Raw genomic sequence first — 25,764 nt, 5'->3', positions numbered from 1 at the left:
AGGGGCGGGCCAGGGTCTTTCGACACCCGGCCCGCCCCTCGTCTCTTTTCGAACACTGTTCTCGTTTCACCCGTTCCACACCGCATCACCGGGCCGCCGCACCTGACGCGCCCATCACATCACCGAGAAAGGCTGGGAAATGTCGAGATTCGTCGACCGCGTGACCATTCACGCAACGGCGGGCAACGGCGGTCACGGCTGCTCGTCGGTGCATCGTGAGAAGTTCAAACCGCTCGGCGGACCCGATGGCGGCAACGGGGGCAACGGCGGCAGCGTCACCCTCGTGGTCGACCCGCAGGTGCACACGCTGCTCGATTTCCACTTCCGGCCGCACGCCAGCGCCCAGAACGGCCGACCGGGCGCGGGTTCCAACCGCGACGGCGCGGACGGCGACGATCTGATCCTCCCGGTGCCCGACGGCACGGTGGTGCTCGACGCCGACGGCAAGATCGTCGCCGACATGGTCGGGGCGGGAACGACATACGCCGCGGCGGCCGGTGGTCGCGGTGGGCTCGGCAACGCCTCGCTGGCGTCACGTGCCCGCAAGGCGCCCGGGTTCGCCCTCCTCGGCGAGGAAGGCGAGGTCAACGAGCTCGTCCTGGAACTGAAGTCGGTCGCCGACGTCGGTCTCGTGGGCTTTCCGTCGGCAGGCAAGTCCTCGCTGGTGTCGGTGCTCTCGGCGGCCAAGCCGAAGATCGCCGACTACCCGTTCACCACCCTGGTTCCCAACCTCGGTGTGGTGACCGCCGGTTCGGACATCTTCACCATCGCCGACGTGCCGGGCCTGATCCCGGGCGCGTCCGCGGGCAAGGGCCTCGGCCTCGAATTCCTGCGACACCTCGAGCGCTGTGCCGTCCTCGCGCACGTCGTCGACTGCGCGACGCTCGATCCCGGCCGGGATCCGTTGTCCGACATCGACGCACTCGAAGCCGAGCTGGCCGCCTACACGCCCGCGCTGTCGTCGGATCATGGTCTCACCGACCTGGCCGACCGGCCCCGTGTGGTCATCCTCAACAAGATCGACGTCCCCGACGCCGCCGATCTGGCCGAACTGGTGACCGCCGAGGTAGCAGAGCGCGGCTGGCCGGTGTTCGCCATCTCGGCGGTCAGCCACGCAGGGCTCACCGAACTCACCTACGCGCTGGCCGAGCTCGTACGACGTCACCGCACGGAGAACCCGCCGCCGGTCCCACGTCGCGCGGTCATCCGCCCGAAGGCGGTCGACGAGACCGGCTTCACGGTGGTGCGCGATCCGGCGACGCCGGGCGGATTCATCGTCCGCGGAACGCGTCCGGAACGGTGGATCAAGCAGACGCAGTTCGACAACGACGAGGCCGTCGGCTATCTGGCCGACCGGTTGAGCCGCCTGGGCGTCGAGGCCGAACTGACCAAGCAGGGCGCGGTCGCCGGTGCCCCCGTGACCATCGGCGACGTCAGCTTCGACTGGGACCCACAGGTGCCGAGCGGCGAGGACGTGCCCATCCAGGGTCGCGGCAGCGACGTCCGACTCGATCGGCCCGATCGCATCGGTGCCGCCGACCGCAAGGTCGCCCGCAAGGCGCGTCGCCACCATGCCGACGACTTCGGTTCCGCTCCGGTCGATCTCGGCGCGGAGGCCTTCGCCGGCACCGGGACGTCGGACGACGGGTTGAGCGACGACCTGCACGACGATGACCGCTGATCTCAGGTCCCCGGTACGTACCCAGATCGCGGGCGCACGCAGCATCGTGGTCAAGATCGGCTCGTCGGCGCTGGTGAAGTCGTCGCCGACCGACATCTCCGACGGTCTCGATCTCGACCGCCTCGATGCGTTGGCCGACGCGCTCGAGACCCGGATGGCGTCGGGGACCGACGTCATCGTCGTCTCGTCCGGGGCGATCGGCGCGGGCATCGGGCCGCTGGGACTGAAGAAGCGTCCCACCGACCTGGCCACCAAACAGGCCGCCGCGAGCGTGGGCCAGTTGTCGCTGGCACACGCCTGGGGAACCTCGTTCGCCAGGTACGGACGCACCGTCGGCCAGGTTCTCCTGACGGCGCACGACATCTCGATGCGCGCCCAGCACGCCAACGCCCAACGCACGCTCGACCGACTCCGCACGCTCGGCGCGGTGGCCGTGGTCAACGAGAACGACACCGTCGCCACCGACGAGATCCGATTCGGTGACAACGACCGGCTCGCCGCCCTCGTCGCGCACCTGGCCGGAGCCGACGCACTGGTCCTGCTGTCCGACGTCGCCGGTCTCTACGACGGCGACCCCCGCAAGGGTGATGCCCGGATGATCGCCGAGGTGGCCGGCGCCGCCGACCTCGACGGGGTGATCGCGGGATCCGGTGGGGCACTGGGCACCGGCGGGATGGCGTCGAAGCTGTCGGCGGCACGTCTGGCCGCCGACGCCGGTGTGCCGGTCCTGTTGGCCGCGGCATCCGACGCGGCGGCCGCACTGGGCGCCGCGGGCGTCGGGACGGCGTTCGCCGCCCGGGACGCCCGCATGTCGGCCCGCAACTTCTGGGTCCGCCACGCCGCCGAGACCCGGGGACGCATCGTCGTCGACGACGGCGCCGCGGCGGCGATCGCACGGCGCAAGTCCCTGCTACCGGCCGGTGTGGTCGGCGTCGAGGGCCGGTTCTCCGGGGGCGACGTCGTCGACGTCGTCGGCGCCGACGGATCCGTGCGGGCGCGCGGGGTCATCGCCTACGAGGCCGGCGAGGTGGCCGAGATGATCGGCCGGTCCACCTCTGACCTGCCGGTGGGCCTGCGTCGTCCGGTCGTCCACGCCGACGACCTGGTCCTGAGCACCTGACCCGACCGACGGCTCGCCGGCGGTCCTACCGCGGCTGCGACAGTCGGGTGAGGACCTCGGCGCAGCGGTGGTCGATCTTGAGATCTGCGATGTCGTCGCCGCGGGTGTGGCCCCGGTTCACCACCACGACGGTCTTGCCCGTCCGATGCGCGTGTCGGACGAACCGCAGCCCCGACATCACCGTCAGCGACGATCCGAGGACGAGGACCGCATCGGCGTCGTCGATCATCGAATAGCCCCGAGCCACCGTGGTTTTCGGAACACTCTCGCCGAAATAGACGATCGCCGGTTTGAGGACGCCGCCGCATTCGGGACAGTCGATCATCGCGAAGTCGCCGGTGTCGGACACGGCGACGTCGGCGTCGGGGGCGACCTCGATCGCGCCCCGACCACGGATACGTGCGGAGAAGTCCGCGTTGAGCGGTTCGAGGATGGTCGCGAGCCGGTGGCGGGAGATCTGCCATCCGCAGTCGACGCAGCAGACCCTGCCGTAGCAACCGTGCAGTTCGAGGACCGGTGCGTTGCCGGCCTTGATGTGCAGCATGTCGACGTTCTGGGTGATCACGCCGGAGACCATCCCCTGGCGCTGGAGTTCGGTGATGGCGAGGTGTCCGCGATTGGGCAGCGCGGCGTCCATGTGACGCCAGCCGAGGTGGTTCCGGGCCCAGTAGTGCCTGCGAAAGTCGGCCGAGGACAGGAACATGTCGATCGTCATCGGGGCGCGGGGGATGGCGTCGGGGCTGCGGTAGTCGGGGATCCCGGAATCGGTGGACATGCCTGCGCCGGTGATCGCCACGACGCGACGTCCGTTCAGCAGGGTGCGGGCCCGCTCGACCCGTTCATCGACGTCGTGGTCGACCTCGGTGGGTTCACCGGGAACCCAGGCCAACTGACTACGAGTGCGCACCACTCCAGGGTAGCGAGCCGACCGTGCGACGGGGACGAACCGACGCCGGACCGACCGGGGCGTGGATCGGGTCAACTCCGTGTGCGCAGCCCGTCGAGAACGACGCCGAGCAGGTGGCGGGCACGCGGCTCCCACTCCTCGTCGTCGAGCCGTGTCAGGTAGCCGATCAGCAGGATGACATCGCGAGCGTCCACGTCTGCACGGATGGTGCCCTCCGCGCGACCGGCAGCGAGCAGGGCCGACACCGCGTCCCCGATCGGTCCGATGCTGTGCGCCGACAGGGCACGCCACACGCCCGCCTCGACGGCTGCGAAGACCCCACGCTTGATCTGCGCGTAGTCGGCCACACGCTCGAACCACAGCGCCAGCGCCTCGACCGGCGGATTGTCGGCCAACAGCATCGGGGCGGCCGCGACGAGAACGTCGACGTCGCCGCGATAGACCTCGGCGAGCAGATCCTCACGAGTCGGGAAATGGCGGTACAGGGTGCCCTGCCCGACGCCGGCGTCCTTGGCGATCGCGTTGAGCTTCACCTCGTCCGACGCCGCGATCGCCGCGCGTGCCGCGGCGACGATCCGCTCGCGGTTCTCGAGGGCATCGGCCCGGCGCGGGGAGGCCATCAACCCGCCTGCACGGCCGGGGAGTGGCCGAGCGGACACGTGTCCGCTACGGTCGAGGGGTAAGCGGACATGTGTCCACTCTAGACCGGAGGTTACGAACAATGGCTGAAATCCTCGACAAGGTCGTGGCGATCACGGGTGCGAGCAGCGGAATCGGCGAGGCAACCGCGAGATTGCTCGCCGCGCGCGGCGCCGCGGTGGTGCTCGGTGCCCGTCGGACCGACCGTCTGGACCAGATCGCGCGCGACATCGTCGACGGCGGGGGACGGGCGGAGGTGTGCGCCACCGACGTGACACGGCGGGAGGATCTGGAGGGGTTGGTCCGTTTGGCCGTGCAGCGATTCGGTCGGCTCGACGTGCTGGTCAACAACGCCGGGATCGCGCGGCTCGGACCCGTCGACGATCTCGACGTCGAGGGGTGGTCGGCGATGATCGACGTGAACGTCGGTGGGGTGTTGAACGGGATCGCCGCGGCGGTACCGGTGTTCCGGTCCCAGGGGCACGGTCATCTCGTGACCACGTTGTCGACGTCGGGGTTGAAGATCACGCCGACACAGGCGATCTACGCGGGCACCAAGAACGCGGTTCGCACCCTCCTGGAGGGCCTACGGCAGGAGTCGACCGACGGCGTCCTGCGGACCACGTCCATCTCTCCGGGCATGGTCCGGACCGAGTTCTCCGACCTCGTCGCGCAATCGTGGAGCGATCGGGACGCCGCGAATGCGCTCACCGCGGCCGTCGCCGAACTCGGCATGGAACCCGACGCGGTGGCGAGAGCGATCGCGTTCGCCATCGAACAGCCCGACGACGTGGAGGTCGGCGACATCACCATCCGCCCGACACGGCAGGGCTGACGCCGCGTCGATCTCAGTAGGTGCTGCCGGGTGTGATCGTCGACAGCAGCGGCTGACCGGAGCGGAACCGACGCAGGTTCTCCGCGATCCACGGAGCGAGCGTGCGGGTGAGTCCGGACGACGGATTCGCCACGTGCGGGGTCACGATGATCCGCGGCTCGTCCCAGATCGGGTCGTCGGCGGCCGGGGGTTCAGGATCGGTGACATCGAGTGCGGCGCCGGCGATCTGACCGTCGCGGACGGCGGTGAGCAGGGCCTCCTGGTCGACGAGCGCGCCTCGGGCGACGTTGACGATCCAGGCGTGGTCGGGGAGCGCTTCCAGCACCGACGCGTCGATGAGGTGGCGCGTCGACGCCGTCGAGGGCGCGGCGACGACGACGTGATCGCAGCGCGACCACACCTCCTCGATGCGGTCGGCGGGCAAAGTCTCACGGGCACCGTCGACGGCACGGCCGGACCGGTTGACCGCGATGACGTCGGCGCCGCACGCGGACAGGCGCGGGATCAGTGATCGGGCGATACCGCCCGCACCGACGATCGCCACGGTCGAGCCGTGCAGTGAGCGGATGGACGTGTCGATGCCGTCCTTGTCCCACCGCGAGCGCACGGCTGCGGGGATCTGGCGCAGCCCGGAGAGCAGGAGGGCCAGCGCGTGCTCGGCGACGTTCTCGGCGTAGAAGCCGGACGCGTTGGTCCATGTCCGTCGGTCGTCGATCAGCCCGGCCGACATGAACTCCTCGATGCCGGCGAGTTTGAGTGCCACCCACTCGATCGAGTCGGGCAGCTCGGCGGGGAAGTCGTCGACCCCGCCCGCCCACACCAGCACGCGTGCGTCGGACAGAGCGACGAGCACCCCGCCCGCGGACTCGATCGCCGCGGTGAGGTGCTCGTCGTGTCCCGGCGTCAGGGCGACCGGTGTGCGTTCGTCCTGATCGGCCATGGGGGTGATCAGTCGTCGACGGTGACGAGGGGGTACACGCCGTTCTCGTCGTGCGTCTCGTTGCCGACCACCGGCGGGTTGAACACGCAGTACATGCGCAGTTCGGTTGTCGCGGTGACGGTGTGGCGCTCGTGGCCGTTGAGCAGGTACATGGTGTCGGGACCCAGCGGGTATTCCTGACCGGTCTCGCGGTCGAGGAGCGTGCCCTCACCGGAGATCAGCCACACGGCCTCGACGTGGTTCGCGTAGTGGAACTCGTTGACGGTGCCTGCCTTGATGACGGTCTCGTGCAGCGAGAACCCGACCTTGTCGCCGCCGAGGATGATGCGCTTGGAACGCCACTGTCCGTTCTCGGCGACGATGTCGCGATCGGTGTCGGTGATCTCGGTCGTGGTGCGGACGATCATGGTCGTTCCTCTCGTTGTGGTGTCGTCGTGAGGGTGCGGGGCGGCTGCGTGCCGGTCAGCTGACCTGTGCGGTCGCCGTCGCCAGGATGTCGAGGCCCTGCTCGAGCTCGTCGTGGGTGATGGTCAGCGGCGGGAGCAGCTTGACCACCTGATCGGACGGGCCCGCGGTCTCGGTGAGCAGGTGGTTGTCGAACGCGAGCTGGCAGACCTTGCCCGCCTTGCCCGGTGCCTCGAAGACCAGCCCCTGGGCCATACCGCGACCACGGGTGCTAACGCCCTCGTGCTTGTTCGACAACTCGGTGAACACCTCGTGGATGCGGTTGCCCTTGGCGATCGTCTCCTTCTCGAAGGTGTCGTCGGACCAGAAGTGGTCGACCGCGGCCTTCGCCGTGACGAACGACGGGTTGTTGCCGCGGAAGGTGCCGTTGTGCTCGGCCGGCTCCCAGATGTCGAGGTCACGCTTGAACAGGGTGAGTGCCATCGGCAGGCCGTAACCACCGATCGACTTCGACAGCGTGACGATGTCGGGGGTGATGCCGGCGATCTCGAACGAGAAGAACGGCCCGGTCCGGCCGCAGCCCATCTGCACGTCGTCGACGATCAGCAGGATGTCGTGTCGCTTGCACAGGTCGGCGAGCCCACGCAGCCACTCGGCGCGTGCGACGTTGACGCCACCCTCGCCCTGCACGGTCTCGACGATGACGCCGGCCGGCTTGTTGAAACCGCTGCCGGAGTCCTCGAGGACGCGCTCGAACCAGCCGAAGTCCTGCATCTCGCCGTCGAAGTAGTCGTCGTAGGGCATCGGGGTGGTGTGCACGAGCGGCACACCGGCACCCGCACGCTTGAACGCGTTGCCGGTGACCGAGAGGGCGCCGAGCGTCATCCCGTGGAACGCATTGGTGAAGTTGATGATCGCCTCGCGACCGGTCACCTTGCGTGCGAGCTTGAGCGCGGCCTCGACGGTGTTGGTGCCGGTGGGGCCGGGGAACATGACCTTGTAGTCGAGGTTCCGCGGCATCAGGATCGTGTCCTGGAACGTCTGCAGGAACTCGCCCTTGGCGATGGTCGACATGTCCAGACCATGGGTGATGCCGTCGCCGGCCATGTACTCGAGCAGTGCCTCTTTGAGCACGGGGTGGTTGTGGCCGTAGTTCAGGGCGCCTGCACCCGCGAAGAAGTCGAGGTACTTGTGGCCGTCACGGTCGGTGAGCCAGGAGCCGGAGGCGGTGGCGAACACAGCCGGCCAGCCGCGGCTGTAGCTGCGGACCTCGGACTCGCGTTCGGCGAAAATGCTGTCGGAAAAAGTCATGATGGATCCTCGGGTCGAGAGGCGGGGGAGCGTTGCGTGCTCGGCCCCGTGGGAGTGTGCGGCAGGTTCACGGCCAGCGACGGTGCTCGACGACGGCCACACACGGGCTGTGACGTTCCGGAGAGGTCAGGTCCGGGGTGCGATGGTGTACAGATCCTCGGGCTCGTGCGAGTCCGGGAAGACCTCGGGGGCGAAGTAGTCGCGACGGGTGATCGTCATGCCGCGACGCTCCGCGAACCGGGTGAACAGCGCCTGGGACGCATCGTTGTCCGGGCTGATCGTGGTCTGCATCCGTGTGATCGCGTCTCCCTCGACGCGATCCATGAGCGCGGTCAGCATGCGGCCGGCGAGACCGAGTCCGCGCTGGTCGGCGTCGACGGCGACCTGCCAGACCATCAGGGTGTCGGGCGCCTGGGGGCGGACGTACCCGGTGACGAAACCGACCACCTTCCCATCGACCTCGGCGACGACCGAGGTGCGCGAGTAGTCCTGGCACCACAGCACGTAGGAGTAGCTCGAATTGAGGTCCAGGACCTCCGAGTCACGGGCGATCTCCCACAGGCGGACGCCGTCGGAGACGTCGGGCGCACGGAAGGTCACCTCGGGTGAAGGGGTCAGGGTCGCACTCATCTGTGTGGGGGTCATGTCATCAATGAAGTTAACAACGGGTCACAGCGATGTCACCCAGGATCGGATATTTGCAGGTAAAAGCGCTACTAAGCGCCAGTACAGCACGTCTTTGTGAGTCCCGTCACCTTTGCGGTCCCGCGGGGTCGGCGATGGGCCCGTCGTCGGCGCATACGACAATCATCGGCGTGAGGATCATCGCGGGTCAGGCGGGCGGACGCGCCATCGCCGCACCACCGGCGGGTACCCGTCCGACCTCGGACCGCGTACGCGAGTCGCTGTTCGGGATCCTCGACTCCCGCGTCGGTCTGGACGGCCTGCGGGTCCTCGATCTGTACGCGGGGTCGGGGGCCCTCGGTCTGGAGGCCGTGTCCCGTGGCGCCGCACACGCAACCCTGGTGGAGTCCGACGCCAGGGCCGCGGCAACCATCGCCGCGAACGTGACCGCGACGGCGTTGCCCTCGGCGGCGTTCGCGATCCTGAGGCGTCGGGTCGAGGTGGTGGTGGGGTCGCGGGCGTCCGCCGGGTTCGACGTCGTCCTTCTCGACCCGCCGTATGCCCTCGACGACTCGGCGGTGTCGGCGAACCTGTCCGGCCTGATCGCCCACGGGTGGTTGTCGCCGGACGCGGTCGTCGTCGTCGAGCGCTCGGCGCGGTCGTCGCAGACCGACTGGCCGGCCGGACTCGAGTCCTATCTGACCCGGACCTACGGCGAGACCCGGGTCGACATCGCCACCGCCGCGTGGTGATGTCGAGAGGGCGGGTCGACGCCGCCGTCCTGCTAGCTTGACCCCATGCCTGGCGCCGTCTGCCCCGGATCGTTCGACCCGCTCACGCGCGGGCACCTCTTCGTGATCGAGCGGTGTGCAGCCCGCTTCTCCGAACTGGTCGTCACGGTGACGATCAACCCCGCGAAGAAGGGGATGTTCAGCATCGACGAGCGGGTGGCGTTGATCGAGGAATGCACCTCCCATCTGCCCACGGTCCGGGTGGATCGGTGGGAGGGTCTGCTGGTCGACTACCTGCGCGAGAACGACCTGGGCACGATCGTGAAGGGCCTGCGCAGCACGGTCGACTTCTCCTACGAGGTGCCGATGGCGCAGATGAACCGTGATCTGACCGACGTCGAGACGTTCTTCATGCTCACCGACCCGCAGTGGTCGCACGTGTCGAGTTCGTTGGTCAAGGAGGTCGCCACGCTCGGTGGCGACGTCGAACCGTTCCTGCCGCCTCCGGTGTTCGCCGCGCTGCGCGCCAAGCTCGATTCCTGACCCGAGGCCGACGCGCCGCACCCGCGGCCCGGGTGGCCCCCACCCCGACACGCCCGGTGAGTTGCGGCGTAAATCAAGTAACAGTGGGCACACTGGTCACAGAAACAACACCAATCACTCGAGTAGGGGTACAACCCCGAGCGGGAAACAGAGGTAGCTGTGTATCGAGTATTCGAAGCTCTGGACGAACTGGGTGCGATCGTGGAGGAGGCGCGCGGCGTCCCGATGACCGCCGGCTGCGTCGTCCCTCGCGGTGACGTGCTGGAACTCCTCGACGACGTGAAGGACTCGATCCCCGCGGAACTCGACGACGCCCAGGATGTCCTGGATCAGCGCGACAAGCTGGTCGGTGACGCCCGTGATCACGCCGAGAGCGCGATCACCGAGGCGACCTCGCAGGCCGATGCCATGGTCTCGCATGCGCGTGCCGAGGCCGACCGCATCCTGTCCGAGGCGAAGTCGCAGGCCGACCGCATGGTCGCCGAGGCGCAGGCCCACTCGACCGACGTGGTCTCCGAGGCCAACGCCGACGCGCAGCGCACCGCCGCCGGGGCCGCACGCGAGTTCGAGGCTGTCACCGGTCGCGCACGGGCCGAGGCCGCCCGGATGATCGAGTCCGGCAACAGCAGCTACGAGAAGTCCGTCGCCGACGGCATCGCCGAGCAGCAGCGTCTCGTCTCCGAGACCGAGGTCGTCGCGGCGGCCAAGTCCGAGGCCGACCGCATCATCGACGCGGCCCACGCCGAGTCCGATCGACTCCGCGGTGAGTGTGACGTCTACGTCGACAACAAGCTGGCCGACTTCGAGGAAGTCCTCACCGGGACGATGCGCTCGGTCAACCGTGGCCGCCAGCAGCTGCGTACCGGCGCGGGCGTACACGACTACAACGAGCACCCGCGCGCCGGCATGGAGTTCCCGACCGGCGTGGCGGTCTGATCGGCTCGGTTCGTCGATCGAGCACCACCGATCAGATGGGTTCGTTTGTCATGGCCCATCGGCGTATCGTGCTGATTCGTGTCCGATCAGCGTCTTCGTACCAATTCCGCGGTGACCCCCTTCGTGCTCGACATCCGGTCCCTGGGCCGGCGTGCCGGGTCGATGGCGCAGGTGCACCGGACCGTCTCGGTCGATCGGTCCATCGGGCTGGATCTGATCGCGATCCCGTCCGACAGTGACATCGACCTCGACCTGCGTCTCGAGGCGGTTGCCGAGGGTGTGCTGGTCACCGGGACGGTGAGCGGCGACACCGCCGGGCAGTGCGCACGGTGCCTCGAACCGCTCGGGGGCACGGTCAACGTGTTCCTGACCGAACTGTTCGCCTACCCCGACAGCGTCACCGATCAGACGACCGACGCCGACGACATCCACCGCATCTCCGACGACCAGGTCGATCTCGAGCAGGCGGTCATCGATGCCGTCGGTCTCGATCTGCCGATGGTGCCGCTGTGTCGCGACGACTGCCGCGGACTGTGCCCCGACTGCGGGGTGCGGCTCGACACCGCCGATCCCGATCACCACCACGAGAAGCTCGACCCGCGGTGGGCCGCCCTGCGTGACCTCGCCACCGACGGTGAATCGACGACCACCGACACCGGTCCGGACACGCCGCGATGACGGGACGGGTGGAGTGACGCGGAATGCTCCCGTGACCGCTGACGAACCACGCCCCGTGGACGAGCGGGCCGGCGCGGATCTGGCGCTTCCCGTACTCGTCGTCGATCCGGCCCCGCTCATCGAGGCGGTCGGGGTGTCGATACGTCGCGATCTGTTGGTGCTGGCGTTGACGCACCGTTCCTACGCCTACGAGAACGGCGGCCTGCCCACCAACGAGCGCCTCGAGTTCCTCGGCGACTCCGTGCTCGGCGTGGTCATCACCGAGGAGCTGTACCTCACCCACCCGGATCGTCCCGAGGGTGAACTGGCCAAGATCCGTGCCAGCGTCGTGAACATGTACGCCCTCGCCGACATCGCGCGGGGGTTGGGCGAGGGTGGCCTCGGACGCCACCTGCTGCTCGGCCGCGGTGAGGAACTCACCGGTGGCCGCGACAAGGCGAGCATCCTGGCCGACGGCATGGAGTCCATCCTGGGTGCGGTCTACCTCGACCACGGGTTCGAGACGGCGCGGCGCGTGGTCTCGTCGCTGTTCGCGGCGTCGATGCAGCGTGCGGCGATGATGGGCGCCGGTCTGGACTGGAAGACCTCCCTCCAGGAGCTCACCGCGGCCCGCGGGCTCGGCGTCCCGACCTACCAGATCACCTCGGTCGGTCCCGACCACAGCAAGGAGTTCACCGCCACCGCACTCGTCGCCGGCGACGCCCTGGGCGTGGGCGTGGGGCGGACGAAGAAGGAGGCCGAGCAGAAGGCGGCCGCCACCTCCTGGCAGGCGATCACCGAGTCGGGTTCCTGAACCTGGTGGTCGTCACACACTCCCGCTCCACCGCAGGCGGACATGCCTGAGCTCCCCGAGGTCGAGGTCGTACGTCGCGGCCTCGAGTCCCACGCCGTCGGACGGACCATCGACTCGGTCACCGTGCTCCACCCGCGCGCGGTGCGGCGACACCTGCCCGGGGCCGACGACCTGTCGGGTGTGCTGGCCGGCGCCACGATTCGCGCTGCGCGCCGCCGAGGCAAGTACCTGTGGCTCGACCTGCACCGACCGGATGTGGCCCAGGGAGCCTCTGTCCCCGTCGACTCCGTGGTCCCCGACCCACCTGCCGACTCCTCCGACGTGGCGCTGGTGATCCACCTCGGCATGAGCGGTCAGATGTTGGTGACCGCGCCGGACACCCCGGACCCCGTGCACCTGCGGGTGCGGGCGCAGCTCGGCGACGGGATGGAACTGCGCTTCGTCGACCAACGGACGTTCGGTGGGTGGTTCCTCGACGCCTACTCCGACGACTCCGATCCGGCGCTCGCCGACATCCCGACCACCATCGCCCACATCGGTGCCGACCCGTTCGACCCGTCGTTCGACCCCGACGCGGTGGTGTCCGCATGGCGGAGAAAGCACACCGAGATCAAGCGAGCCCTCCTGGACCAGACCCTGGTCAGCGGCGTCGGGAACATCTACGCCGATGAGGCGTTGTGGCGCAGTCGGATCCACGGTGCACGGCTGACCGACGAGCTCGGACCGCGCAAGCTGCGCTCGCTCCTCGACGCAGCGCGCGAGGTGATGTCGGAGGCACTGGAGTCGGGCGGGACCTCGTTCGACGCGCTCTACGTCAATGTCAACGGGCAGTCGGGCTACTTCGAGCGGTCGCTGAACGCCTACGGGCGCGAGGGGCAGCCCTGCCGGCGGTGCGGGCGGTTGATGCGTCGCGAGCAGTTCATGAACCGCAGCTCGTTCAGCTGCCCGAGGTGCCAGGTGCGTCCCCGCGGTCACTGAGCCGCCACCCGACAATCAATTCGCGTGGCGAACGATAGTCGATCATCCGCTTTCGCGGCGCATGAATGCCGTTAAGACCGCAGGTGAGAGCGTCGAGACTGCGTTAATGCCGCCGTAGCGGACTGATTCCTGGGCCACGATCGCAGTCGCAGGTCGGACCATCGAAGTGTCCGACTCTCGAACCGGTAGGAGATCGCGTGACGGACCTGATATTCGTGCTCACCATCATGGGGCTTTTCCTGGCCTGCGCCCTGGTGTTGCGCGCTGTGTCGAGCAGGATGTCGCGATGACCGCGTCGGGGACCGTCAACGTCATCCTGCTCGTGATCGCGGCGGCGGTCGCGATCTACCTCCTCTCGGCCCTCGTCTTCCCGGAGAGGTTCTGACACAGTGAATCCCGCTCTCGCCGCCACACTCCAGATCGGTGTGGTGGTCATCATCCTTGCGCTGGCCTACGTCCCGCTCGGCGACTACATGGCCCGGGTCTTCTCCGGCGCCCGCGATCTGGCTCCCGAGCGGTGGTTCTACCGCATCGTGCGGGTCGATTCGACCCGCCAACAGACATGGGTCGGCTACGCCGCCGCGCTGCTGGGTTTCTCATTCGTCAGCGTGCTCTTCCTGTACGTGCTGCAACGTGTGCAGGAGCACCTGCCGATGTCCGGTGGACGGTCGGCGGTGCCGGGGGCGATGGCGTTCAACACCGCGGTCTCGTTCGTGACCAACACCAACTGGCAGTCGTATTCACCGGAAGCCGTGATGGGGAACCTGACCCAGGCCGGCGGTCTCGCGGTGCAGAACTTCCTCTCCGCTGCGGTCGGACTCGCCGTGGCGATCGCACTCATCCGCGGCATCATCTCGCGGGTGTCCACCGGTGAGCTGGGCAACTTCTGGGTCGACCTGGTGCGCGGGACCATCCGAATCCTGTTGCCGCTCAGCATCGTGTTCGCGATCATCTTCCTGACCCAGGGAGTCGTCCAGTCGTTCCGATCGGGTTTCGACTTCACCGGACTCGACGGGACGACCGGCCACGGCGTGCTCGGTCCCTTCGCCTCCCAGGAGGCCATCAAGGAACTCGGCACGAACGGCGGTGGCTCGCTGGCCACCAACTCCGCGCACCCGTTCGAGAACCCCACCCCGCTGAGCAACATCGCCCAGATCATCGCGATCCTGCTCATCCCGGTCTGCCTCACCCGCACCTACGCGACCATGGTCGGCGACCGTCGCCAGGGTTTCACCATCCTCGGTGTGATGACCGCACTCTTCGCGATCATCCTGTCCATCACCTGGGCCTTCGAGGAACGCACCAACGGACTGGCCGCCAGGGCCGCCGGCGGGATGATGGAGGGCAAGGAGCAGCGGTTCGGGATCCCGGCGTCGGTGCTGTTCGCCACCGCGACCACCGGGACGTCCACCGGCGCGGTCAACGCCCAACACGACAGCTTCTCGGCAGCCGGCGGCGGTGCCCTGATCTGGAACATGCTCCTGGGAGAGGTGGCCCCCGGCGGCGTCGGTACCGGGCTCTACGGCATGCTCGTGCTCGCCATCATCGCGGTGTTCGTCGGCGGACTTCTCGTCGGCCGGACCCCGGAGTTCCTGGGCAAGAAGATCGGTCAGCGGGAGATCACCATGGCTGCGCTGTCGATCCTGGTGATGCCCGCCCTGGTGCTCATCGGCACGGCGATCACCGCGATCCTGCCCTCGACCACGACATTTCAGGGCAACAGCGGTGATCCGGGTTCCCCCGGGTCGATCCACGGCTACTCCGAGGTGCTCTACGCATTCGCCTCGGCGGCGAACAACAACGGCAGCGCGTTCGGCGGTTTGACGGTGACCAGTGACTGGTTCCAGGTCTCGCTCGGCGTCGCCATGCTCTTCGGCCGGTTCCTGCCGATCATCTTCACCCTCGCCCTGGCCGGTCTGCTGGCCAAGCAGAAGACGAAACCGGTGTCGAGCGCGACTCTGCCCACCCACGGCCCGCTGTACGCGGGTCTCCTGACCGGCACCGTGTTGCTGGTCGCCGGATTGACGTTTTTCCCCGCGCTCGCGCTGGGACCGATCGCGGAGGCGCTCGCATGACCATCACCGACTCACCGACCCCGGACGTCAGTGAACCGACCACCGCCTCCGACGACATGGCGGGCAGCGGCGCGTTCTCGCCGTCGCAGCTGATCAAGTCACTGCCGGAAGCCGTACGCAAGCTGACCCCGCGGGATCAGGCCCGCAACCCGGTGATGTTCGTCGTCTACCTGGGTGCGATCGTGACCACTGCCCTCGCGATCTACCAGCCGTCATGGTTCTCGTGGGCGATCGCGTTCTGGCTGTGGTTCACGTCCCTGTTCGCGAACCTGGCCGAGGCCGTTGCCGAGGGACGTGGCAAGGCGCAGGCCGCCAGCCTGCGAAAGGTCAAGCGCGACACGATGGCCCGACGGCTGGGCGCCGAGGGTGAGATCACCGAGGTGCCCGGTGGTGACCTGGTGATCGGCGACCGCATCGTCGTCGAGGCAGGCGAGGTGATCGCCGGCGACGGCGACGTCGTCGAGGGCATCGCCACCGTCGACGAATCGGCGATCACCGGTGAATCCGCGCCGGTGATCCGCGAATCCGGCGGTGACCGCTCGGCGGTGACCGGTGGAACCGTGGTGCTCTCGGACAAGATCGTCGTGAAGATCACCACCTCGCCGGGGGAATCCTTCGTCGACCGGATGATCGCGCTCGTCGAGGGCGCCTCGCGTAAGAAGACGCCCAACGAGATCGCTCTGGACATCCTGCTGGCGAGCCTCACCATCATCTTCTTGCTGGCTGTGGTCGCGGTGGGCCCGATGCAGCAGTACGCCGGTTCGACTCCCGATCCGGTGAAACTGATCGCGCTGCTCGTCTGCCTCATCCCCACCACGATCGGTGCACTGCTGTCGTCGATCGGCATCGCGGGCATGGACCGGCTGGTGCAACGCAACGTGCTCGCCATGTCCGGCCGCGCGGTCGAGGCCGCCGGCGACATCGACACCCTGCTGATGGACAAGACCGGAACGATCACGTTCGGTAACCGGCGGGCGACCGCTCTGGTGCCCGCTCCGGGTGTCAGCACCGACGACATCGCCCGTGCCGCCTGTCGTTCCAGCCTCGGCGACGACACCCCGGAGGGGCGCAGCATCATCGACCTCTGCCGCGAGCGCTACGGCATCGACGTCGATGAGCTCCGACCCGCACCCGGCTCGGCGACCATCGTGCCATTCACCGCTCAGACCCGGATGAGTGGGCTCGATCTCCCCGAGGAGGGCGATCTCGCCATCCGCAAGGGCGCGGCCGACGCGGCGATCCGCTGGGCACGGGAGGGTGGCACGCAGGTCGACGGGGCCGTGACCCGTGCGGTCGACGAGATCGCCGCGGGCGGCGGCACCCCGTTGGTGGTCGCGGATCGCGCCGGCGCGGCACCGGTACGGATCCTCGGCGTCATCGCGCTGTCCGACGTCGTGAAACCCGGTATCGCCGAACGGTTCGCACAACTGCGCGCGATGGGGATCCGCACGGTGATGGTCACCGGTGACAACCCGCGCACCGCGGCCGCGATCGCCGCCGAGGCCGGCGTCGACGACTTCATCTCCGAAGCCACCCCGGAGGACAAGCTCGCGCTCATCAAGACCGAGCAGTCCGGGGGACGGCTGGTCGCGATGACCGGCGACGGCACCAACGATGCTCCTGCGCTCGCACAGGCCGACGTGGGCCTGGCGATGAACACCGGCACGTCGGCGGCGAAGGAGGCGGGCAACATGGTCGATCTCGACTCCGACCCGACGAAGCTGATCGACGTCGTCGCGATCGGCAAACAGTTGTTGATCACCCGCGGCGCGCTGACCACGTTCTCGCTGGCCAACGACCTGGCCAAGTACTTCGCGATCCTGCCTGCACTGTTCAGTGGCATCTATCCACAACTCGACGACCTGAACGTGATGCGGCTGCACTCGGCGGAATCCGCGATCACCTCTGCGGTCATCTTCAACGCGCTGATCATCGTTGCGCTGATCCCGCTGTCGCTGAAGGGGGTTCGCTACCGGCCGAGTTCGGCGTCGAAGCTGCTCGGCCGCAACCTGCTCATCTATGGGGTCGGTGGAGTGGTCTCGCCGTTCATCGGCATCTGGCTGATCGACCTCGTCGTACGTTTTCTCCCGGGAATGGGGTAGTCAGCCGTGTTGATCATCAAACAGGTTCTCCGTCAGGCCGTGGTCGGCCTGGCCGTGCTCATCGGTCTCACCGTCGTCCTCGGAGCGGCGTATCCGGCCGCGGTGTGGGGTATCTCGCGGATCAGCAGTACGTCGGCCGAGGGCTCGAAGGTCACCGACGCCAAGGGATGTCCGGTCGGCTCGTCGCTGCTGGGCATCGACCTGAAGGCGCCGGAAGGATCGCCGGATCCGTACCTCCACTCGCGTGTGGTCGGTTCGGCCGATGATCCGTTCGCTCCCGGCGATCCGTCGGGGTCGGCAGCGAGCCAGCAGGGCCCCAACAGCGAACTGCTCGCCGAGAACATCACGGCACGGCGCGCCGCGATCGCCACGCGCGAGGGCGTCGCACCCTCGTCGGTCCCGGTCGACGCGGTGACGGGCTCGGGCTCCGGCCTCGACCCCGACATCAGTGAGGCCTATGCGGCGCTGCAGATCCCGCGTCTCGCGCGGGTCAACGGGAAGTCGATCGCCGATGTGCGGGCGATCATCGACAAGCACACGTCGGGACGTCAGCTCGGGTTCCTGGGGCAGGCACGTGTCAATGTGCTCGAGGTCAACATCGACCTCGGCCTCACGGCACCGGGGTGCGGGTAGCGAACGGTCGTGGAGCAGGAGAAGGATCGGGATGTGGCCACCACCCGACCCCCTGAACCGTCGGAGCACGCTGCGCGCGGGACCGAACCGGCCGACCGGCGCGGAACGCTGCAGATCTTCCTCGGATGCGCCCCCGGTGTGGGTAAGACCTATGAGATGTTGGCGCAGGCCAAGACCCTCGCGGCCGAGGGCGCCGACGTCGTTGCGGCGATCGTCGAGACCCACGGCCGCACGGCCACGGCGTGGATGCTCGAGGGCATCGAGACCATCCCGACCACCGCGGTGGAGTACCGCGGCACGGTGCTCGACGAACTCGATCTGACGGCGGTGCTTGAGCGCGCGCCCGACGTGGTGCTGGTCGACGAACTCGCCCACAGCAATGCACCCGGCGGTGCCAACGCCAAACGGTGGGAGGACATCCGCGACATCCTCGACGCCGGGATCAGCGTGCTCTCCACCGTCAACATCCAGCACCTCGAGAGCCTGAACGATGTCGTCGCGCAGATCACCGGGGTGACGCAGCGCGAGACGGTCCCCGATGACGTGGTGCGGGCGGCCGATCAGATCGAGCTGGTCGACATCGCCCCGGAAGCACTGCGCCGGCGTCTCTCCGCGGGCAAGGTCTATCCGGGCGAGCGGATCCAGGGCGCGCTCGTCAACTACTTCCGGCAGGGCAATCTCACCGCCCTGCGTGAGTTGGCGCTGCTGTGGCTCGCCGACCGGGTGGACGACTCGCTGGCGGACTACCGCGCCGAGCACGCCATCACCGACACCTGGGAGACCCGCGAACGGGTTGTCGTGGCCGTCACCGGTGGGCCGGAGTCGGCGACCCTGCTGCGCCGGGCCAGCCGCATCGCATCGCGATCGAGCGCCGAGTTGATCGCGGTGCACGTGGTACGCGGCGACGGCCTGCTCGACCGGCTCTCCGGCGAGATGCCGTCGCTCTCGGACCTGGCCGCCGGTTTCAACGCCAGGATCCACACCGCCGTCGGCGATTCGATCCCGGAGACGCTGCTCGACTTCGCCCGCGGGGTCAACGCGACCCAACTGGTGATGGGGACGTCACGACGGACCCGATGGCAGCGACTGTTCTCCGAGGGAACCGGCGCCAGCGTGGTGCGGATGTCGGGAAAGATCGACGTGCACATGGTCACCCACGACCAGGAGCGACATCGCAACCCGCTCGACATCCGCGAGACCCGCCTCCATCGTCCTCTGAGCTGGGTGTTGGCCGTGGTGGTGCCCTGCGCGGCCGCGGCGGCGCTGTTCGGCCTCGACCGGTGGCTCGGTTTCGCCAGCGAGACCGCCGTGTTCTTCGTCGTCGTGCTCGCGATCTCCATGCTCGGTGGTGTCGGCCCGGCTGCGCTGACGGCGATCACGTCGGGGCTATTGCTGAATTTCTTCTTCACCGATCCGCGCTACACGTTCACGATCGACAGCGTCGAGAACCTTTCCACCATCGTGGTGATGCTGCTGATCGCCATCGCGGTCGCCGCGCTGGTCGACTCGGCGACGGTGCGCCGTCGTGAGGCGACCCGTGCGGCGGGGGAGGCCGAACTCCTGGCCACCTTCGCGGGTGCGGTGCTCAGCGGTCAGAGCCTCGACTCCCTGCTCGAGCTGGTGCGGACCACGTTCGATCAGCGGGCGGTGTCGGTTGTCCGGATCGACGACGGCACCTCGGTGCCCGTGGTGGAGAACGCCGTGGGGACCGACCCGCCCACGAACCCCGGTGCGGCCGACACCGTGTGCACCGTCCCGTCCGGACCGTTCGTGCTCCTGCTCCGTGGTCCGTCGGTCGGGGGTCGCGACCGACGGGTCCTGTCCGCGGTCGCCGCGCAGGCTGCCGGCGTCGTCGAACGGCGGCGGCTGGCCGAGGAGGCATCGAATGCGAAGGCGCTTGCCGAGACCGACCGGTTGCGCCGCGCTCTGCTGTCGGCGGTGAGTCACGACCTGCGGACCCCGCTCGCCGCGGTCAAGGCGGCCGCCTCGAGCCTGCGCAGCACCGATGTCTCGTTCTCCGCCGAGGACACCGCCGAGCTGTTGGCCACCATCGAGGAGTCGACCGACCACCTCTCGGCATTGGTCGGCAACCTGCTGGACTCCTCACGCCTGGCCGCCGGGGTGGTGCGTCCGCAGATGCGGACGGTCTACCTCGCCGAGGTCGTCGGTCGCGTCCTCGTCGGCATGTCGACCTACGACATCCGCCAGGTCAACCGCGTCGAGATCGGCGTCCGCGACATCGCCGTGCACGCCGATTCCGTTCTGCTCGAACGCGTCCTGGCCAATCTCATCGACAACGGCCTGCGGCATGGCGGCGACGGGCCGGTGCAGGTGACCGCCGAGGTCACCGCCACCGACCCCCGGCGGGTGCTGATCGGGGTCGTCGACCACGGCGAGGGGATCCGACCGCACGACCGAGAGCAGATCTTCGCGGCGTTCCACCGGCTCGGCGACCAGAACGCGAGTTCCGGTGTCGGTCTGGGACTATCGGTGGCGCAGGGGTTCACCGAGGCCATGGGGGGATCCCTCGACGCACACGACACCCCCGGCGGCGGGCTGACCCTCGTGGTCGACCTGCCCGCCGATCCCGATCCCACCGAAGGAGCCGACGGTGTCGCAACCACAGACCGATGAGCACGTGCGGGTCCTCGTCGTCGACGACGAACCGCAGATCCTGCGTGCCCTGCGGATCAACCTCAAGGCCCGCGGTTTCGAGGTGACCACCGCCTCGACCGGCGCGGGCGCGTTGCGTGCCGCCGCGCAGACCAATCCGCAGGTCGTCGTCCTCGACCTCGGGTTGCCCGACATCGACGGTTTCGAGGTGCTCTCCGGTCTGCGCGGGTGGACCACCGTTCCGGTGATCGTCCTGTCGGCCCGCACCGATGCGGCCGACAAGGTGCAGGCCCTCGACGCCGGCGCCGACGACTACGTCACCAAACCCTTTGGCATGGAGGAACTCCTGGCGCGGTTGCGAGCCGCGGTCCGTCGCGCGAGTGCGCCGACGCCGGGCCTGGAGGAACCGGTCGTCGACGCGGGGACGTTCGTCGTCGACCTTCGGGCCAAGCTCGTCCGGCGCGACGGCACCGACGTCCACCTCACCCCGACCGAGTGGGGCGTGCTGGAGATGTTGGTCCGCAACGAGGGCAAACTCGTCGGACAGCGCGAGCTGCTGCACGAGGTGTGGGGCCCGTCGTACGGGTCGCAGACCCATTATCTGCGTGTGTATCTCGCCGGCCTGCGCCGCAAACTGGAGTCCGATCCCGCCCATCCGACGCATCTGCTCACCGAGGCGGGCATGGGGTACCGCTTCGTCCGCTGACCCGTACGGCGGAATGCGTTCCCCGGTGGCGGTGTTCAATCGTCCTATGACGACCAGCGCAGACAGCACCGACCAGACAGCTCCGGACGCGTCCGGGGCGACGCGACTGTGGGTCGAGCGCACCGGGACCCGCCGCTACACGGGGCGGAGCTCCCGCGGAGCGGAGGTGCTCGTGGGTTCCGAGGACGTCGAGGGCGTGTTCACCCCCGGCGAACTGCTCAAGATCGCCCTCGGCGCGTGCACCGGCATGAGCTCGGACGCGCCGCTGTCGCGCCGCCTCGGTGACGACTACGACGCGACGGTGCGGGTCAGCGGTGCCGCGGACCGGGACAACGAGGTCTATCCCCGCCTCGACGAGGTCCTCGAACTCGACCTGTCCGCCCTCGACGCGGACACCGCGAAGCGACTGCTCGTGGTGGTCGAACGCGCGGTCGACGCGGCCTGCACGGTGGGTCGCACCCTGAAGGCCGGCACCGAGGTCGGTTTGTCGATCGAGTCCCGGTGAGCGGGCCACCGGTCCCTCTCACTCGCTTGACCGCGTGGGTGCACGGCCACGTCCAGGGTGTCGGCTTCCGATGGTGGACGCGGTCGCGGGCGCTCGAACTCGGCCTCGTCGGTTACGCCGCCAACCAGGCCGACGGACGCGTCCTGGTCGTCGCCGAGGGGACCGAGACGAACGTGCGCCGCCTGCTCGAACTGCTGCGCGGCGGCACCACACCGGGCTCGGTCGACCTCGTCGTCGAGGAGTTCGGCGCACCCGTGGGCGACCTGACGGGGTTCGCGGAACGCTGAGCGACACCGCGGTGAACACCGTCGGAACACCCGCGCTGACCACGAGTGGTGATGACCGTCGCACCGCATGGGTAATCTCTACCGTCGTGCACCTCAAGAGCCTGACGCTGAAGGGATTCAAGTCCTTCGCGTCGGCCACCACCCTGAAGTTCGAACCGGGGATCACCTGTGTCGTCGGACCGAACGGCTCCGGCAAGTCCAACGTGGTGGACGCGCTGAGCTGGGTGATGGGTGAGCAGGGCGCCAAGGCGCTGCGCGGCGGGAAGATGGATGACGTCATCTTCGCCGGAACCTCCGGTCGGCCCCCGCTGGGTCGGGCCGAGGTCACGCTGACCATCGACAACGCCGACGGTGCGCTCCCGATCGACTACTCCGAGGTCTCGGTCACCCGCCGCATGTTCCGCGACGGCGCCGGCGAATACGAGATCAACGGCAGCTCGTGTCGTCTGATGGACGTCCAGGAGCTGCTCAGCGACTCCGGCATCGGCCGTGAGATGCACGTCATCGTCGGACAGGGACGTCTCTCGGCCATCCTCGAGTCCCGTCCCGAGGACCGCCGCGCGTTCATCGAGGAGGCCGCGGGCGTCCTCAAACACCGCAAACGCAAAGAAAAAGCGGTCCGCAAGCTCGAGTCGATGCAGGCCAACCTCGCACGTCTCGGTGACCTCACCGACGAACTGCGCCGCCAGCTCAAGCCGCTCGGGCGACAGGCCGAGGTCGCCCGCCGGGCGCAGACGGTCCAGGCCGATCTCCGCGACGCCCGACTGCGTCTGGCCGCCGACGACCTCGTGACGTTGCGCGGCGCCATGGCCGATCAGAGCGCCGTCGAGGCCGCCATCCGTGAGCAGTCCGACCTCGTCGCCGCCGAACTCGACACCGCGACCGCGGAGATGAACCGACACGAGGCCGACGTCGCCGCGATCGTGCCCGCGGCCCAGTCCGCCGCCGCGTCCTGGTTCCGGTTGTCGGCGTTGGCCGAACGGGTCGACGCCACCCGCCGGGTCGCCGCCGAACGCACCCGCCACCTGTCCCAGCCGGTCGTCTCGGAGAACGGTCGCGACCCCGACGAGCTCGAGATGCAGGCCGAGGCGGCCGCCGAACAGGAGGCCATGCTCGACGAGGCCGTCGTCACCGCCGACGCGGCCCTCGAGGCCACCCGCGGTGCGCTCTCGGGAGCGGAATCCGCCGCCGCCGCGGCGGAGAAGGCGCACATGGACGCCGTACGCGCGGTGGCCGACCGGCGGGAAGGGCTCGTTCGCCTCGAGGGCCAGGTCACCAACCTCACGACACGCGCCGAATCGACCGACGCCGAGGCTGCTCGTCTGTCCTCCGCGATCGCTGACGCCACCCTTCGGGCCGAGGAGGCCCAGGCGGAGTTCGACGCCGTCTCGGCCACCGTCGCCGACCTCGACGCCGGCGAACTCGGTCTCGACGAGCACCACGAGCGCAGTGTCGTCGCGCTCAACCACGCCAACGAGCGGGTCGCCGAACTGCAGACCGCCGAACGCACCGGTGAGCAGAGGGTCGCGTCGCTGACCGCACGTATCGAGGCGCTGACGACGGGTCTGCACCGCAAGGACGGCGGCGCCTGGCTGCTGTCCAACGGGGTCGACGGACTGCTGGGCTCGCTGGTCGATCTGCTCGATGTCGACGCCGGGTTCGAGGCCGCCATCGCCGCCGCACTGGGCCCGGCGGTCGACGCGGTCGCCGCCGCGGACCTCTCGGCCGCGCGAACGGCGTTGTCGGCGTTGAAGTCCGCCGACGGTGGGCGCGCCGCACTGATGATCGGTGGACTGTCCGCCCCCGCGCACGCCGAACGGGGCGCGCTGCCCCACGGTGCACGGTGGGCGTCGCAGGTCGTCTCGGCGCCCGACGACCTTCGCGGCGCGGTGTCGTTGCTGCTCGCCGAGACCGTGATCGCCGACGACGACACCATCGCCGAGACCGTAGCCCGCGACGCGCGCGAGCGGGGACACCGCCTCGACGTCGTCACCCTCGACGGCGACGTCCTGGGACCGGGCTGGATCAGCGGCGGCTCCGACCGTCGTCCGTCGACCCTCGAGGTACAGGCCGACATCGACTCGGCCAAGGCTGATCTGGTGATCGAGCAACACAAGCGCGAGCAGGTCAGCGCCGCGTTGTCCGGGGCGCTGGCCGAGCAGGAGAGCCGACGTCAGTCGGCTGACGACGCCCTGGCCGCCCTGCACGAGTCCGACGCCGCCGTCGGGGCGGTCTACGAACAGCTGGCCCGCCTGGGGCAGACCGCCCGCGCCGCGCGCGACGAGGCGAATCGTCTGACCGCACAGCGCGCCGGTGTCGAGTCCGGGCGTGCGGCGACCCTCGCCGAACTGGCGGAGATGGAGGACCGGCTCCGCGCCGCACGCGCCCGGCCCGACGACTCCGACGACGGCGACGAGGGTGCCGACACCGAGCGCGTCGCGGCGGTCGCCGCGGTGTCGATGGCCCGCGCGGCCGAGACCGACGCGCGGTTGACCCTGCGCACCGCCGAGGAACGACTCGCGTCGGTCCGGGGCCGTGCCGACTCGCTGCGCCGCGCCGCGGCGTCCGAGCGGGATTCCCGGGCTCGGGCCGAACGACAGAACCGGGCGCGCGCCCACGCCGCCGAGGTCGCCCACGCGGTGGTCGCCGCGGCCGACGAGATCTCCGAACGACTCGTCGACGCCGTCGCGCAGGCGCAGACCGCCCGCGACGAACTCGAGACGGCACGGACCGAACGGTCGGCCCAGCTCGACGCCGTCCGCCGACGCGTCGGCGAGCTGACGACGACGATGACCCGCCTGCGCGACGAGCTGCACCGCGACGAGGTGGCGGGTGCGCAGGCGGCGTTGCGGGTCGAGCAGCTCGAGGAACAGATCTCGTCGACCTACGCGATCGGGCTGGAGGACCTCGTCACCGAGTACGGTCCGGATGTCGAGATGCCTCCCAGCGAGCTGGAGATGGCCGAATACCACCAGGCGGTCGAGCGCGGGGAGATCGTCGTCGCCCCCACGCCACTGCGCTACAACCGCGCGACCCAGGAGGCGCGCGCGAAGCGCGCCCAACGCGACCTGAACACGCTGGGCAAGGTGAACCCGCTGGCCCTCGAGGAGTTCGCCGCCCTCGAAGAGCGCTACACCTTCCTGTCCACGCAGCTCGAGGACGTCCGCAGCGCCCGGCGGGACCTGCTCGAGGTCGTGGAGGACGTCGACGCGAAGATCCTGCAGGTGTTCAGCGAGGCCTATGCCGACGTCGAACGCGAGTTCGCCGAGGTCTTCACGACCCTGTTCCCCGGTGGCGAGGGACGGCTCTTCCTGACCGATCCGGCGAACATGCTGACCACCGGCATCGAGGTCGAGGCCAGGCCGCCGGGTAAGAAGGTCAAACGGCTGTCCCTGCTCTCCGGTGGCGAGAAGTCGCTGACCGCGGTGGCCATGCTGGTCGCGATCTTCCGCGCGCGGCCCTCGCCGTTCTACGTGATGGACGAGGTCGAGGCCGCGCTCGACGACACCAACCTGCGTCGCCTGATCCGGCTGTTCGAACAGCTGCGTGAGCGCTCACAGCTCATCGTCATCACCCACCAGAAGCCCACCATGGAGATCGCCGATGCGCTCTACGGCGTGAGCATGCAGGGTGACGGCATCACCACGGTGATCTCACAACGGCTGCGCGGGGTGGACGTCTCCGCCTGAGCGACAGGTCGTCGTCGCCGTGGGGTCGCGGTC

Annotated in this window: 24 protein-coding genes; 18 read left to right on the top strand and 6 right to left on the bottom strand. The window is 69.0% G+C overall.

Going from position 1 to position 25,764, the window contains the following annotated elements:
* Window positions 1-139 precede the first annotated feature (139 nt).
* Both obgE and proB read left to right on the top strand, forming a co-directional pair.
* Complete coding sequence (obgE, locus tag JHC79_RS01090; protein WP_296388021.1) at window positions 140-1,681, top strand: GTPase ObgE; 1,542 nt, start codon at window positions 140-142, stop codon at window positions 1,679-1,681.
* On the top strand, window positions 1,671-2,801 hold the full coding sequence (proB, locus tag JHC79_RS01085) for a glutamate 5-kinase (protein ID WP_296388020.1): 1,131 nt from the start codon (window positions 1,671-1,673) through the stop codon (window positions 2,799-2,801). The genes obgE and proB overlap by 11 nt, the downstream gene beginning before the upstream one ends.
* Before the next feature lie 25 nt (window positions 2,802-2,826).
* Here proB and JHC79_RS01080 read toward each other — a convergent pair whose 3' ends face one another.
* Window positions 2,827-3,708 carry a Sir2 family NAD-dependent protein deacetylase gene (locus JHC79_RS01080; protein WP_296388019.1) on the bottom strand — a complete coding sequence of 294 codons (882 nt, stop codon included), beginning with the start codon at window positions 3,706-3,708 and terminating at the stop codon, window positions 2,827-2,829.
* A gap of 71 nt (window positions 3,709-3,779) precedes the next feature.
* Entirely contained in the window at window positions 3,780-4,328 is a 549-nt protein-coding gene (locus JHC79_RS01075; protein ID WP_296388018.1) for a TetR/AcrR family transcriptional regulator, read from the bottom strand.
* 101 nt (window positions 4,329-4,429) lie between these two features.
* Between JHC79_RS01075 and JHC79_RS01070 the strand changes: the two genes are divergently transcribed.
* A complete protein-coding gene (locus JHC79_RS01070; RefSeq protein WP_296388017.1) occupies window positions 4,430-5,182 on the top strand; it encodes an SDR family oxidoreductase in 753 nt (250 codons plus the stop codon).
* A 13-nt stretch (window positions 5,183-5,195) separates the two neighbouring features.
* On the opposite strand, the gene JHC79_RS01065 is transcribed toward JHC79_RS01070, so the two are convergent.
* The 4 genes from JHC79_RS01065 to ectA form a co-directional block, all read right to left on the bottom strand.
* The gene (locus JHC79_RS01065) at window positions 5,196-6,122 is read right to left on the bottom strand and encodes a D-isomer specific 2-hydroxyacid dehydrogenase family protein (RefSeq protein WP_296388016.1); all 927 of its coding nucleotides are present in this window, start codon (window positions 6,120-6,122) and stop codon (window positions 5,196-5,198) included.
* Window positions 6,123-6,130: 8 nt separating this feature from the next.
* Window positions 6,131-6,529 (bottom strand): ectoine synthase, encoded by a 399-nt coding sequence (locus tag JHC79_RS01060; protein ID WP_296388015.1) that lies wholly within the window; start codon window positions 6,527-6,529, stop codon window positions 6,131-6,133.
* 55 nt (window positions 6,530-6,584) lie between these two features.
* A complete protein-coding gene (ectB, locus tag JHC79_RS01055) occupies window positions 6,585-7,838 on the bottom strand; it encodes a diaminobutyrate--2-oxoglutarate transaminase (protein ID WP_296388014.1) in 1,254 nt (417 codons plus the stop codon).
* 126 nt (window positions 7,839-7,964) lie between these two features.
* The gene (gene ectA / locus JHC79_RS01050; RefSeq protein ID WP_296388013.1) at window positions 7,965-8,483 is read right to left on the bottom strand and encodes a diaminobutyrate acetyltransferase; all 519 of its coding nucleotides are present in this window, start codon (window positions 8,481-8,483) and stop codon (window positions 7,965-7,967) included.
* A gap of 170 nt (window positions 8,484-8,653) precedes the next feature.
* Here ectA and rsmD point away from each other — a divergent pair, with 170 nt between their 5' ends.
* The 15 genes from rsmD (at window position 8,654) to smc (ending at window position 25,731) form a co-directional block, all read left to right on the top strand.
* Entirely contained in the window at window positions 8,654-9,214 is a 561-nt protein-coding gene (gene rsmD, locus JHC79_RS01045) for a 16S rRNA (guanine(966)-N(2))-methyltransferase RsmD (RefSeq protein ID WP_296388012.1), read from the top strand.
* 45 nt (window positions 9,215-9,259) lie between these two features.
* The gene (coaD, locus tag JHC79_RS01040) at window positions 9,260-9,736 is read left to right on the top strand and encodes a pantetheine-phosphate adenylyltransferase (protein ID WP_296388011.1); all 477 of its coding nucleotides are present in this window, start codon (window positions 9,260-9,262) and stop codon (window positions 9,734-9,736) included.
* A gap of 159 nt (window positions 9,737-9,895) precedes the next feature.
* Window positions 9,896-10,672: a DivIVA domain-containing protein gene (locus JHC79_RS01035; RefSeq protein WP_188492096.1), complete on the top strand. Its 777-nt coding sequence runs from the start codon at window positions 9,896-9,898 to the stop codon at window positions 10,670-10,672.
* A gap of 78 nt (window positions 10,673-10,750) precedes the next feature.
* Window positions 10,751-11,350: a DUF177 domain-containing protein gene (locus JHC79_RS01030; protein WP_296388010.1), complete on the top strand. Its 600-nt coding sequence runs from the start codon at window positions 10,751-10,753 to the stop codon at window positions 11,348-11,350.
* Window positions 11,351-11,429: 79 nt separating this feature from the next.
* The gene (gene rnc, locus JHC79_RS01025; protein WP_296388041.1) at window positions 11,430-12,143 is read left to right on the top strand and encodes a ribonuclease III; all 714 of its coding nucleotides are present in this window, start codon (window positions 11,430-11,432) and stop codon (window positions 12,141-12,143) included.
* Window positions 12,144-12,185: 42 nt separating this feature from the next.
* Window positions 12,186-13,121 (top strand): bifunctional DNA-formamidopyrimidine glycosylase/DNA-(apurinic or apyrimidinic site) lyase, encoded by a 936-nt coding sequence (gene mutM / locus JHC79_RS01020; protein WP_296388009.1) that lies wholly within the window; start codon window positions 12,186-12,188, stop codon window positions 13,119-13,121.
* Window positions 13,122-13,407: 286 nt separating this feature from the next.
* The gene (locus tag JHC79_RS01015; RefSeq protein WP_296388008.1) at window positions 13,408-13,506 is read left to right on the top strand and encodes a potassium-transporting ATPase subunit F; all 99 of its coding nucleotides are present in this window, start codon (window positions 13,408-13,410) and stop codon (window positions 13,504-13,506) included.
* A gap of 4 nt (window positions 13,507-13,510) precedes the next feature.
* Window positions 13,511-15,196: a potassium-transporting ATPase subunit KdpA gene (gene kdpA / locus JHC79_RS01010; RefSeq protein ID WP_296388007.1), complete on the top strand. Its 1,686-nt coding sequence runs from the start codon at window positions 13,511-13,513 to the stop codon at window positions 15,194-15,196.
* A 56-nt stretch (window positions 15,197-15,252) separates the two neighbouring features.
* Entirely contained in the window at window positions 15,253-17,298 is a 2,046-nt protein-coding gene (gene kdpB / locus JHC79_RS01005) for a potassium-transporting ATPase subunit KdpB (RefSeq protein WP_296388040.1), read from the top strand.
* A 6-nt stretch (window positions 17,299-17,304) separates the two neighbouring features.
* Window positions 17,305-17,931: a potassium-transporting ATPase subunit C gene (locus JHC79_RS01000; RefSeq protein ID WP_296388006.1), complete on the top strand. Its 627-nt coding sequence runs from the start codon at window positions 17,305-17,307 to the stop codon at window positions 17,929-17,931.
* Window positions 17,932-18,039: 108 nt separating this feature from the next.
* Entirely contained in the window at window positions 18,040-20,565 is a 2,526-nt protein-coding gene (locus tag JHC79_RS00995) for a sensor histidine kinase KdpD (protein WP_296388039.1), read from the top strand.
* Window positions 20,543-21,250, top strand: a complete 708-nt coding sequence (locus tag JHC79_RS00990) for a response regulator (RefSeq protein WP_296388005.1) — start codon at window positions 20,543-20,545, stop codon at window positions 21,248-21,250. The genes JHC79_RS00995 and JHC79_RS00990 overlap by 23 nt, the downstream gene beginning before the upstream one ends.
* Window positions 21,251-21,296: 46 nt before the next feature.
* Complete coding sequence (locus tag JHC79_RS00985; protein WP_296388004.1) at window positions 21,297-21,755, top strand: OsmC family protein; 459 nt, start codon at window positions 21,297-21,299, stop codon at window positions 21,753-21,755.
* A gap of 26 nt (window positions 21,756-21,781) precedes the next feature.
* Window positions 21,782-22,042, top strand: coding sequence for an acylphosphatase (locus JHC79_RS00980; RefSeq protein ID WP_296388003.1), 261 nt, complete (start codon window positions 21,782-21,784; stop codon window positions 22,040-22,042).
* Window positions 22,043-22,128: 86 nt separating this feature from the next.
* The gene (gene smc, locus JHC79_RS00975; protein WP_296388002.1) at window positions 22,129-25,731 is read left to right on the top strand and encodes a chromosome segregation protein SMC; all 3,603 of its coding nucleotides are present in this window, start codon (window positions 22,129-22,131) and stop codon (window positions 25,729-25,731) included.
* Window positions 25,732-25,764: the final 33 nt, after the last annotated feature.

This window comes from Williamsia sp. (genome assembly GCF_016462415.1).
Taxonomy (GTDB): domain Bacteria; phylum Actinomycetota; class Actinomycetes; order Mycobacteriales; family Mycobacteriaceae; genus Williamsia_A.
This window is presented reverse-complemented; position numbering and strand designations above follow the sequence as displayed.